The 12,379-nt window shown below is 45.5% G+C and carries 8 protein-coding genes; all 8 read left to right on the top strand.

The genetic code is table 11. From position 1 onward, the window contains the following. The first annotated feature begins 12 nt into the window (after positions 1–12). The 8 genes from AC27IJ_RS06470 to AC27IJ_RS06435 all read left to right on the top strand — a co-directional run bounded on the left by AC27IJ_RS06470 (position 13) and on the right by AC27IJ_RS06435 (position 12,068). Positions 13–1,818, top strand: coding sequence for a sensor histidine kinase (locus AC27IJ_RS06470; RefSeq protein ID WP_487148089.1), 1,806 nt, complete (start codon positions 13–15; stop codon positions 1,816–1,818). Between the two features lie 201 nt (positions 1,819–2,019). Further along, positions 2,020–3,447: an ABC transporter substrate-binding protein gene (locus tag AC27IJ_RS06465; RefSeq protein ID WP_487148087.1), complete on the top strand. Its 1,428-nt coding sequence runs from the start codon at positions 2,020–2,022 to the stop codon at positions 3,445–3,447. Between the two features lie 73 nt (positions 3,448–3,520). Next, entirely contained in the window at positions 3,521–4,441 is a 921-nt protein-coding gene (locus AC27IJ_RS06460) for a carbohydrate ABC transporter permease (protein ID WP_487148085.1), read from the top strand. 10 nt (positions 4,442–4,451) lie between these two features. Beyond that, entirely contained in the window at positions 4,452–5,318 is an 867-nt protein-coding gene (locus tag AC27IJ_RS06455; protein ID WP_312448056.1) for a carbohydrate ABC transporter permease, read from the top strand. 4 nt (positions 5,319–5,322) lie between these two features. Next, positions 5,323–7,761: a hypothetical protein gene (locus tag AC27IJ_RS06450; protein ID WP_487148083.1), complete on the top strand. Its 2,439-nt coding sequence runs from the start codon at positions 5,323–5,325 to the stop codon at positions 7,759–7,761. Then, positions 7,739–8,803, top strand: coding sequence for an acyltransferase domain-containing protein (locus AC27IJ_RS06445; protein WP_487148081.1), 1,065 nt, complete (start codon positions 7,739–7,741; stop codon positions 8,801–8,803). The genes AC27IJ_RS06450 and AC27IJ_RS06445 overlap by 23 nt, the downstream gene beginning before the upstream one ends. Before the next feature lie 21 nt (positions 8,804–8,824). Beyond that, positions 8,825–9,748 (top strand): BadF/BadG/BcrA/BcrD ATPase family protein, encoded by a 924-nt coding sequence (locus AC27IJ_RS06440; protein ID WP_312448059.1) that lies wholly within the window; start codon positions 8,825–8,827, stop codon positions 9,746–9,748. A 217-nt stretch (positions 9,749–9,965) separates the two neighbouring features. Continuing rightward, positions 9,966–12,068: an elongation factor G gene (locus tag AC27IJ_RS06435; RefSeq protein ID WP_312448060.1), complete on the top strand. Its 2,103-nt coding sequence runs from the start codon at positions 9,966–9,968 to the stop codon at positions 12,066–12,068. Positions 12,069–12,379 lie beyond the last annotated feature (311 nt).

Raw genomic sequence — 12,379 nt, 5'->3', positions numbered from 1 at the left:
GGAAAGGCAGATATGATAAAACGGTTAAAAGAAACGGTTTTTAAATTTATTGGAGACAGGAAGATCGCTTCCAAGATCCGGATTTGCATGTTCAGCATCGACATCATGCTGACTATTTTTATTTGCATTTTTGCAAGAGGTTATTTTAACAAGCTCTATTATGAAGAAGTGGAAATGCAGATGCAGGATACCATGAATGTGATCTCGGAATCCTTAAATAACATGTATGATACCTTGCTTACCAATGTAATCAGCTTTGCTTCCACCCCTGCCATACAAAGGGTGGTTGTAAGCGGCCGGGATGAGAACAACTATTTAAACCAGGAAGGGGTTCAGGTCCAGCTCATCAACCTTATAAGCAGCAACAGCATGATTGAGTCGGTGTTTATGGTCAATAAGGATGGAACCTGCAATACGGTATATGCTTATGGGGTGAGGCCGGAGAAAAACCTTACCGATTTCCTGGCTGATTATGGAACCATTGATGAGATCACCTGGCTTCCTAACTGCCAGAGCCCTTTTTTGCAGCAGCAGGACGTGATTCCCATTGTGATTCCCCTATCAACGCTGATCCCCGGTGATAATGTGGTGATCACTACAAAGGGGGAAGAAGTTGCCACCAGACTGGTGGTCCTGTTAAATCTGCAGAAGTTTCAAAACAGGCTGTCCTTATCCAATGCCAATTATTTTGAACGCTCTTATTTTGTGGTGGATTCCAAGGGGAATAACATCAGCCTTAAAAATCCCCAGTCCATGAGAATGGTGTTAGAAAGCCTGGATTTTATCAAGGGAGTAAAGGAAAATAATAAGGATACCCAGATCCGCCAGATTGCGGATTTGACGGATAATGTGGTTTATTCCCAAATGCTTCCGTTTTCGGACCTTCAGCTTATCAGCGTTCTTTCGAAAGAATCTTTAAACAGGAAGATCGCTGCCATGAATCAATTCATCGTCTTAATGGGCGGCGCCGGTCTGATATTTTCTGTGGTATTTTCCGCTCTTTTATCTAAGTTCATCACCTCGCCTCTGGAACGGCTTATGGAGAGCATCCGGCAGATCAAGGAGAATCAATACGACGAGCCATATGAAACAAAATACGATGATGAAATCGGACAACTGAATGCAGCGGTCAATTCCATGCACAGTACCATCCAGTCCCAAATCAGCCAGATTAAGGAAGATGAGCATGAGAAATACCAACTGGAGATACAGCTTCTGGCAGAACAGATTAATCCTCATCTGCTATACAATACACTGGAAGGCATCAACCTTGAAGTGCTGAACAACCACACTCTGGTGGCATCATCCATGATCAATAACCTTGGGACCTTTATGCGGATTGGTTTGAACTACGGGGATGAGCTTATCATGGTCGGGAATGAAATCGCCCATGTGGAAGCTTACATCAATATCATGAACCACAGGACCAATAAGTCCATTTCCTTCCAGTCCTATGTGGAGGAGGAGCTTAGGGAGTACCGGATTCTCAAATTGATTTTACAGCCCCTGGTGGAAAACTCCATCAAGCATGGCTTTCGGGATGAGAAGTGGGGGGAGGCGGTGTGCATTCCTTCCATTGATGTTCGTTTTTACCGGAAAGAAGAGTGGATCTACATTGAAGTCACTGATAATGGCTGCGGCATTGATATAGATAAAGCCCGTGACACCATTTACCAGAATGAACCGGCAGGCGGCCATCATATCGGGCTTCATAATGTTTATACAAGATTAAAAATCTATTACGGAGAAGCGGAGATGGATTTTCAGACCATTCCATATTACAGGAACAGTGTGGTGATCCGCATTCCCGGAAAATAAGAAGCATAAGTGAGGTATCCTAAATGCCGGTGAAAGGCCTGCGGGATGCCTCCTTTTATGTTCATCTGGCTTACTGCAGCGGTACAATGTTTAAAAGTGTTACATTAAACATGGAAAATGCCATGTCATAATAAAACTGAAATGGTTAAAATAATAGCATCAAGGCAAATACGTTATGATAAGTTTGGAAAGGAGAAAGTTATGAAAAAAAGAGCTTTAAGTTTTATGATGGCAGGAGTCCTGGCTGCTGCTGCACTTACGGGCTGTTCCGGTGGAGGAGGTACAGCCGGCACAACTGCAGCGCAGAATCAGGCAGAAGGGGAGGGCACAAAAGCCGCTTCGGCAGGTGAAACCGTGATTAAGGTCTGGACCAATGACCGTCATGACTCCGAGTACGTGGATCAGAAGATCAGCGAATTCAATGAGACCAATGATAAGGGCATCAAGATCGAAATGACTGTGGTAACAGACGATTACGCAAATATGCTTTCCATGGCATATTCCTCCGGTACGGCTCCTGATATTGCAGGGATCAGTGCAGGTCAGAGCGGCTTTGATTTAAAGACCTTTGCAGATGCAAAAATCCTGGAGCCGCTAAATGAAAGAATTACAGATGCTGAATATGAGAAGGTGACCGAGGCCAGCAAGCTTCAGTATGAAGGAATCGACATGATCGGCGGCAATGTATACTGGATCCCCACAGGCATGCGAAGCGGTGTAAGAATGGAGTACAACAAGGCTTTGGTGGAAGCAGCAGGCGTTACCGAATTTCCGGATACCTTAGATGGTGTCATTGATCTGGCTAAGAAGGTAACGGAAAACGGCGGTGGGAAAAACTACGGCGTTGCCTTTACCTCAAGCGTTCCTTTCATCAGATGGATTGAAGGAACTTCTGAGACAAGCGGTATCTACCGTTATGATTATAAGAATGGTAAATTCAGTTTTGACGGTTACAAACCGGTGATCGAAAAGAGCAATCAGTTCTTTAAGGATAACAGCGTTCTTCCAGGATCCGTATCCCAGGGCGTAGACGCCATGAGAGCACAGTTTGCAGAGGGTGCATTTGCTCTTTGGGGCAATGCATCTCAGGAAGCAGGCGTGTTTACCGACCAGTTCCCGGTTACTAAATTTGATTGGGGAGTATCCACTGTTCCGACTCTTGACGGAGAAGTAAAGGGTGCTTTAACCATTCAGCCTCAGAAGGGGTACATGATGCTTTCTTCTTCCAAGAACAAAGATGCTGCATGGGAAGTCATTAAGTTCTTTTCCAGCGAAGATTTCTTAAAGGGCTACTTAGAGGGCGGCTATTGCCTTCCGATCTCCGGCTATATGAGCGGTGCGATCGATTCCTCTAAGACCGGCAGACTGGCAGATTTCAAATTACAGGATTACGAAAGCGTATATCCGGCAGTACCTGCTGTCGCTATCCAGGGTGATGATTATATAGCAACTCTTTGGAATGCGATCTTAGGCAATGTCAGTGCTGACGATGCGATCAAAGATTTAAACAAGAGATACAACGAGGCGCTTGACAATGATGTAAGCATGGGCAAGATTAAGAGACTTATCATCAAGGACTTTGACCCGATGCATCCAAATGCAGGAACCATTGAGTACTTAGACAAATAAGTGCAGAGAGCAAAGGGGCTGTTTTTAGACAAACTAAAAGCAGCCCCTGTTTTAAAGAAAGGTGATACGACTCATGAAAGAAAAATTAAGCGTTGCGGAGCGATTGAAACGGGCAGGCAGCAGGGGGGATTATGCTTCTGTTTTGATGCTGCTTCCGGCAGTGTTTTTGCTGGTGGTGATATCCATCTATCCTTTCTGCTGGCTTTTCCGATATATTTTCTATGATTACAACGGATTTACAGCTTACTATATAGGATTTAAAAACTTTACCAGAATGTTTCAGGATGTCATTTTCTGGCGCAGCGTCCTTCATACCTTTGAATATGCTGTAATGAAACTGGTCATCATCATACCCTTATCCCTGCTTCTGGCAGTTTTGCTGAACCAGAAGATCAAGGGAAGCGGAATTTTCCGGGGGATTTATTTCATGCCTACGGTCATAAGCTCCGCCGTTTACAGCCTTATATTCGGCTTTATTTTTGCCGTATACAACGGCGTATTGAATGCTTATCTGCAGAAGATTGGAATGATCCATACTCCAATTGACTGGTTGGGAAGTGCGTCTATTGTTATGATTTCCATTATCATCGTGGCGGTGTGGGGCGGATTCGGAAACTATATGATTCTATTCATGTCAGGTCTTTCCAGCATTCCGGAAGAAATATACGAAAGCTGCAAGATGGATGGGGCAAATGGGGTACAGTCGTTCTTTTATATCACCCTGCCCATGCTGAGCCCTGTGTTAAAGGTTATTTTAATGCTGGCCATTACTACGGCACTAAAGGATTATGAATCAATCCTTGTACTTACAAATGGAGGGCCAAACAGCAGATCTGAGGTAATGTTCACCTATATTTATAAGCTGATATTCGGTTCACAGACAACGCCCCAGATCGGTTATGCAACCGTACTCAGCATTATGGCGGCTCTTATTATCGGCGTGATCACAGCCGTTTATATGTACCTTGCAAGAAAACTGGATGATGTGGTTTAAGGAGGCAGATATGGAAAAGACACATACCGTATATTCAAAAAAGACAAAAGCAATGCGAAGCCTTCTGTTTCTGCTTCTCCTGGTTATTTCGCTGATCACCCTTTACCCGGTCATCTACATTATACTGGGATCTTTTAAGGCGAATAATGAACTGCTTTTGGGAGGCACCGACATTCTGCCTAAAGCATTTATCTTTGATAACTACAAGCAGGCATGGGAAAAGGCCAATTTTGCGGTCTATACTGTGAACAGCCTTATGATAAGCCTTGGTGTCATGGTATTATCCATCCTGACAACGACCATGGCCGGTTACGTGTTTGCAAGAAAAAAATTCAGAGGAAAAGAATTATTGTACAGCATTTTTGTGGCCTTTATGTTTGTCAACGTAGGCAGCGTAAGCTTAAGACCGCTGTTTGAACTTGCTGTGAAGGTGAAAATGAATACCTCTCTTTTAAGTATTATCCTGATTTCCACTGGTATGGGACAGGCAACCTACATTTTCCTGGTACGTGGATTTATGAATACCATATCCAAGGAACTTGATGAGGCTGCAAAATTGGATGGCTGTACTTTTTTCCAGATTTATTATAAAATAATACTGCCCCTTTTAAAACCGGTTATTGCAACCATCGGACTTCTTTCGTTCCGTACCGGCTGGAATGAATACATTATGCCACTGGTGTTTACCATGTCCAACGACAAGCTCCGCCCTCTGACTGTGGGCGTTGTCATGTTAAAGAACAGCGGAGACGGAACGGCTGCATGGAACCTGATGTTTGCAGGCTCTACAATTTCAATCATACCGATCATAGTCATTTATATGTGCACCAGCCGCTACTTCATGAGCGGATTGACTGCTGGCGCTGTAAAGGGATAAAAAGATGGAAAAATTACATTTGAACAGATCGGGCTTTCTTACCAATTACCTGGTATCCGGCCCTGGAGAAACGGATTTTATTAATCAAGAAACAGATAACGACCAGCTGCGCTATGAAAAATATTTAAGGTCAATGGTGGCAGATCAAGGCAGAACCCTTCCGGAAGGACCAATAGTTTTGGGAGAAACCAGCCGGCTTGGCATGCCATGGAGATACTATTACCACTATGGAAACTGGTTTGTAGATGAAAGCACCTTTTATTCCACCCTTCAGAAGGTGGAGCTGGATGCAGTTACCGGAATCCTGGTTGAGAGGGATTTGACGGTAAGGGCTGTTGTATGGTCTTATGCCGCAGTGAAAATCTGGTGCAACGGGGAACCTGTGTGCCAAATGGATCCGCCGGTTTACAAACCCATCCGGAGAGAGACCATGGAGCTTCGGTTAAAGAAAGGCACCAACCAGATCTACGTCAGCCTTCAGACTTTAGGCGTCCGGGATACCAGAACCTTATTCGGAATCCAGATCCTTAATCATACGGCTGATATTACCGTTGTTCTTCCGGATGGCGAAAAGACCGATGAACTGGTCCGCACCGAGAACTGGCTGGGTTCCCTCTGCATACGGGATTCTGTCATGACCTATGAAGGAAATGCACCTCATGGTACATGGTTGGCTTATGACTGCCAGAGCCCTGATTTTGCTCAAGTGGAGAGCCGGAAGGAGTGGCAGGAAATCAGCGGCAGGGATAAAGTGGTCTTAGACGAAGAAAAGCCTGGAGTGATTTTAGTAAGCGTTAAGAAGGAACATGCCGTTCTCACCAGAAAGGTGGAGAATATTCTGGCTCAGAAGCCGGTGTATTCAGAAGGAAAGAGCTTTGAAGAAAACAGGGATGCCATTTTCCGCAGGATAGGGAATGCAGAAAGCTTATCCAGAGGAGACAAGTTTGGCTTTTCCATTTCCAACATCCTCGCAAGGAAAGCCCTTGGTATGGAAAATGGAAGGGATATTGACCTTCTTTATGAGACCCTTGACCAGATTGAAAGCCGGTATGACTGCTCGGATTTCCTGGTGTGCGGCCTGATCCGGTATTTGAAAAATTATCCGGTGGATGAAAGCATGGCAAAACGGGTCAGGGAGGTACTTCTTAACTGGAGGTACTGGATGGACCAAAAAGGCTCTGATGCCATGTGTTTCTGGAGCGAGAATCATTCCCTGATGTTCTATACCTGTGCCATGAATGCAGGGGAAATGTATCCGGATGATTACTTCCCACGCGCGGGTATGACCGGAAGGGAGCTTTCTAAAGCAGGCAGAGCCAAGGTGGAGCGCTGGCTGGAGGATGTGGAAGAACACGGCTTTGAAGAATTCTTAAGCACCGTTTATATGTGCGTCACCTTTGCAGCTTTGTTAAATGTCATTGATTTTTCAGAACCGGAGATTTCTTCCCGCGCTGTAAAAATTACTGACCGCCTTCTGGAAATGCTCTGCCGCCACACCTACGATGGGGTTATCATAGCTCCCATGGGACGCGTGTACCGGGAAGTCGTCCATCCCTTTGAACAGGGGGCCCAGGCGCTTATGAATCTGATCAATCCAAAAGTTCCTTATTCCTTCGGCGAGGGCTGGCTTGGCTTTTATGCCAGCAGCAGATACCGGCTGCCGACAGGTTTGACGCAGCTTATGGAAGCACCGGCAGATGAAAGCTATTCTACGGGAAATGCCCTGATCTGTCTGAAAAAGACTCCGGAATACTGTATGACCTCGGTTCAGTCCCCAAGACTGGATCCGGGATTTGACCGCTGGAAGAATTTAACTCTGGATCCGGATGCAGATCCCTCAACCTGTGAATACACCAAGTCCCTGAATGAAAGATTCCACGGAACCACCTGCTTCGAACCGGGAGTATATGGTTACCAGCAGCACATGTGGTACGCTGCCTTAGATAAGGAGACGGATCTGTTCACCAACCATCCGGGAGGGACTTTTGACTCCAGTTCCATGAGGCCGGGCTTCTGGTATGGAAACGGCGTGATGCCGGCTCTGGCTCAGAAGGGAAATCTTTTGGGAGCGGTTTATCACATTCCCAAGGAGCATCCCATACATTTTACCCACGCCTATTTCCCGGCTCCAAAGTTCCAGGAGGTCATGATCCGGGATCATTGGCTTTTGGGCAGGCAGAAGAATGGATTTGCCGCTTTGTGGTGCAGCGGCGTGATGGAACCCGTTGATGACCAGCTGTTTGATTGTGAATACAGGACCTATGGGGATGATATGGCATACTTTTGCGTATGCGGCAGTCATCATGACTTTCAATCCCTGGATGAGTTTGCCGTTTATGCGGAAAGCTTCCGGCCGGAATTTCATGAGGAAGACCGTACACTGACAGCGGACGGGTTAATAGTGAGGTTTATGGAAAATCATGATAAGACACAGTATATTTAGTGAAGATACTCAAAAGGCGGTTGCTTCTGCATCCGCCGTTTTCCGCAGTTATCCCTTTTTTATGAGCAATTACAGATGGTGTAGGGAGCTTCTGCTGAAAAGGAAGGACCCGGAAAATGCTGCAAAGGCAGTAGAACTGGGGATCAGGCATGCAGAAGTTCTGAATCTGGATGCCTATTTGCTTCCGGTCATTTATATAGACTGGATGCTGCCGGAGGTTTTTGAGGAATTTAAAAATCAGGGAATTCCGGAAAGGGTTTTCCTGGAATCCATGAAGGATATTGAAATCTGGATCAAGGTCTTCCGAAAATACCATGAGGACAAGGCAGGCCTTGACCAGATTGAGTGGGTGTTCCGGTCCATTACCGGGAGGGTGCTCCGATTCGGCAGTCTGCAGTTTGAGGAGGTAACCTATGAATTTCCCTTTCTGATTTTTAAAAACAGGCAGACCGGTGAATCCAGGGCATTGGCTTGTACCGGCCTTAAAGTGGATCAGGAAGGCTATTTTTCTGGGACCAATGGAAGAAACATCAACAGGGAGTCTGAGACTTATTTACGCTTTCTGGAGGGAACGGTGACCGGTTTTTCACCGGATCTTAAGCTGGGAGTACTTAACATGGAGAAAGCGGTGACTCTTAATCTGTCTGACTGGGTGCTTCAGCTGGCTCCGGGTGAGAAGGCAGTGGCAGTCCACATTCCGGAAGGAGCAGACCTTTCACCTGATAGCATTGATACCGCTCTGGAAGCGGCAAAAGAATATTATGAGGGAAGCCTTCTTGTCTGTGACAGTTGGCTTATGGATCCTCATCTGGGGTTTATCCTGCCGGAGAAAAGCCGGATCATAAGCTTTATGGAGCGTTTTTACAAAATGCCCTTAAAGGCTGATCGTCCACAGATCCTGGAACGGGTCATGGGGTTTGAATGCTCCATGGAAAAACTGGAAAATTACCCGTGCAGCACCTCGCTGCAAATCTCATTAAAGAAATATCTTCTGGAAGGGAAAGAGATGTTCACTACGGCAGGTTTCCTGCCGTGGAAATAAAACGATAAGGAGGAGGGTATCATGAAAGGATATTACGCAGGATTGGATATTGGGGGAACCAACGGTCGGCTTAAAATCTGCGATCCGGATGGGGCGGTACTTGGAGAATTTACGGCACCGGGCTGCAGCCTCAATACGGATGGAGTGGAAAAAAGCCGGCTTCGGTACCGTAGTCTGGTGCTCCCGGCACTTGATCAGCTAAACCTGGATCCTGACTGTTGTCTGGGGATTTGCGTGGCAGCCAGCGGGATCGATTCTCCGTCGGATGAGCATGATTGCAGGTCCAGCTTTGAAGAGATGGGATTTCCTCATGAAAGGCTTCTGGTGTTAAATGACTGCGAGGTATTTCTTCACATGACGGAGGAACCGGCTATGGTAGTCATATCGGGAACCGGTTCGGTATGCTTTGGAAGAGATAAAAAGGGAAGCATATACCGGACCGGCGGCTGGAACCACATCGTCAGTGATGAGGGAAGTGGATTTGATATGGGCCTAAAAGTCTTAAAAGCAGTTGGGGATGATCTGTCAGGGCGAGTCAAATGTCCCGTTCTTACACCTCTTATTGTAGAAGAAACAGGGCTTGATACCCTGGGGAAAATAGATGATTTTATCAATGCCAATCTTATGGAAAAGTCTGAGATCGCCAGATTATCCCTGTTTGCATATCAGGCTGCAGCCCGTGGGGACCATGAAGCCATTCGCATTCACCGGGAATGCGGGGAGGCTTTGTGGGGACTTATCCGGGATACGAAAGCCAAGATGAATTTAAAGAGTCCGGCGGATAAGTTAAATCTCTGGCTCTGGGGCAGTGTTCTGGTTAAAAATGATATGATCCGGAGTATGGTGGAAGAGAAAGTCAGAGAAGGGATGCCGGGTACGGAAACCGGAATACCAGAGATGAGTGCCCTGGATACGGCGCTTAAGACGGCCAGATCACTGCAATAACATGGTCACCGGCAATGTTATTTTGAATCAAGTGGAAACGTAAAAAAGAATTTTATAAAGAGGATTGAAAGAAGAGAGGGCCTGGCCCTCTTTTCTTATGCAGAAGTGGGAAAATGTGTAAAAAATGTTTGTGCAAATTGCACCTTTTGCTTGCAATTATATGACATTTTTAGTAAAATATCATTATAGACTTAAATACCGAACAGGAGGAATGTTTATGAACGTGTATGGAACCAAACAAATCCGTAACGTCGCCTTACTTGGGCACGGGGGCGCCGGTAAAACCACCCTGGCAGAAGCTATGGCGTTGATTACCGGAGCCATCAGCAGAATGGGAAAAGTAACCGATGGCAATACCATCAGCGATTATGACAAAGAAGAGATCAAGAGACAGTTCTCCATCTCTACTTCCCTGATTCCTTTGGAGTATAAAGGAGAAGATGGACCGATCAAGATCAACCTGCTTGATACTCCCGGATATTTTGATTTTGTTGGCGAAGTTGAAGAGGCCATCAGCGTTGCGGATGCAGCAGTAATTGTTGTAAATTGTAAGGCAGGTATTGAAGTTGGAACATTAAAGGCATGGGAACTTTGCGAAAAGTACAAGCTTCCCAGACTTTTCTTTGTGACAAATATGGATGATGATCATGCAAGTTACCGTGAATTGTTATTAAAGCTGGAAAAAGAGTTCGGAAGAAAGATTGCGCCGTTCCACCTCCCCATTCGTGAAAACGAAAAGTTCGTAGGTTTTGTTAATGTTGTAAAGATGGCAGGCCGGCGTTTTACCGTTAACAGTGATTATGAAGAATGTGAGATTCCTGATTATAGCCAGAAGAACCTGGGAATAGCCCGTGAAGTTCTTATGGAAGCCGTTGCAGAAATCAGCGAGGAATATATGGAGCGCTATTTCTCCGGTGAAGAGTTTACCATTGATGAGATTTCTTCTGCTCTTCGGGAAAATGTGATAAAAGGAAATATCGTTCCGGTCATGCTTGGTTCCGGAATCAACGCCCAGGGTGCCAAGATGGTGCTTCAGGCTATAGATAAGTATTTTCCATCCCCCGACTACTTTGAGTGCATCGGCGTGGATGTTTCAACAGGAGAACGCTTTACAGCCAAATATAACGATCATGTGTCCCTGTCGGCTCGTGTATTTAAGACCATTGTGGATCCGTTTATCGGAAAGTATTCCCTGCTTAAGATTTGTACCGGCACCTTAAAGCCTGATTCTGCTATTTATAACGTGAATAAGGACACAGAGGAAAAGGCTGGAAAGCTTTACGTGTTAAGAGGAAAGGATGTCATTGAAGTTTCGGAATTAAAAGCAGGAGATATCGGAGCGGTGTCAAAGCTTAACGTGACCCAGACTGGTGATACCATTGCCCTCCGTTCTGCCCCAATCGTATATCATAAGCCGGAGATATCCACCCCATATACGTATATGCGTTATAAGACCAAGACAAAGGGCGACGATGATAAGGTTTCAAGTGCTCTTGCAAAGCTGACGGAAGAGGATTGGACTTTAAAAGTGGTCAATGATACAGAAAACCGCCAGTCTCTCCTTTATGCCATCGGCGACCAGCAGTTAGAGGTGGTTGTAAGCAAGCTTTTAAACCGCTATAAGGTTGATATTGAATTGAACAAACCTAAATTTGCTTTCCGGGAGACCCTTCGTAAGAAAGTGGAAGTACAGGGCAAGTACAAGAAGCAGTCCGGCGGACACGGCCAGTATGGTGACGTTAAGATGACCTTTGAGCCTTCCGGAGATCTGGAGACTCCTTATGTATTTGCTGAAAGTGTATTTGGCGGGGCTGTGCCGAGAAACTATTTCCCGGCAGTTGAAAAGGGGATCGCAGAGTGCGTCTTAAAAGGACCTCTTGCCGCTTACCCGGTAGTGGGATTAAAGGCTACACTGACCGACGGTTCTTACCATCCGGTTGATTCCTCTGAGCTTGCCTTTAAGATGGCTGCAACCCTTGCTTTTAAAAAGGGATTTATGGACGCAAATCCGGTTCTGCTGGAACCCATCGCTTTCCTTAAGGTTACGGTCCCGGATAAATTTACCGGAGATGTTATGGGAGATTTAAACCGCAGAAGAGGCCGAGTTCTGGGAATGAATTCCAACCACGGTGGAAAGCAGGTCATTGAGGCGGATGTGCCTATGTCCGAACTGTTCGGCTATAATACGGACCTGCGCTCCATGACCGGAGGCATCGGAACCTATGAATATGAATTCAGCCGCTATGAACTGGCTCCAGGAGATGTTCAGAAGAGAGAAATAGAGGAGCGGGCTTCCAAGATTGACAGAGTTGAAGTTTAAATAATTGACAAAGGGAAAAAACCCCATTGCAGCACCTGCTTGTAAGGCGCCGCAATGGGGTTTTTGTATTTGCGTTTGAAAGAATAATAAGGGAAAAGAATAGTTTCTCCAAAGATTAGTACGATAAGAAGAATATGGTTTAAGAGAAATTAAGCTAATATATTAGTAGAAAATCCGACATTAATTCTGCGCATTCGACATTGTAGATATATATAATTAATGAGGGATAAAGTATAATATTTTGTGAAAATCAAACAAAAAAATAACGAAAATACTGGGATTACACCCATATACAATCTGATATTCTAGTA

The organism is Lacrimispora sp. YZC11, assembly GCF_057543815.1.
Note: the sequence above shows the minus strand (reverse complement) of the source record. Positions and strands in the feature narration are given on the sequence as shown.

Coding starts and splice junctions, on each gene's coding strand:
- AC27IJ_RS06455 (WP_312448056.1), top strand. CDS start 4,452: ATGGAAAAGACACATACCGTATATTCAAAAAAGACAAAAGCAATGCGA.
- AC27IJ_RS06460 (WP_487148085.1), top strand. CDS start 3,521: ATGAAAGAAAAATTAAGCGTTGCGGAGCGATTGAAACGGGCAGGCAGC.
- AC27IJ_RS06435 (WP_312448060.1), top strand. CDS start 9,966: ATGAACGTGTATGGAACCAAACAAATCCGTAACGTCGCCTTACTTGGG.
- AC27IJ_RS06470 (WP_487148089.1), top strand. CDS start 13: ATGATAAAACGGTTAAAAGAAACGGTTTTTAAATTTATTGGAGACAGG.
- AC27IJ_RS06445 (WP_487148081.1), top strand. CDS start 7,739: ATGATAAGACACAGTATATTTAGTGAAGATACTCAAAAGGCGGTTGCT.
- AC27IJ_RS06440 (WP_312448059.1), top strand. CDS start 8,825: ATGAAAGGATATTACGCAGGATTGGATATTGGGGGAACCAACGGTCGG.
- AC27IJ_RS06450 (WP_487148083.1), top strand. CDS start 5,323: ATGGAAAAATTACATTTGAACAGATCGGGCTTTCTTACCAATTACCTG.
- AC27IJ_RS06465 (WP_487148087.1), top strand. CDS start 2,020: ATGAAAAAAAGAGCTTTAAGTTTTATGATGGCAGGAGTCCTGGCTGCT.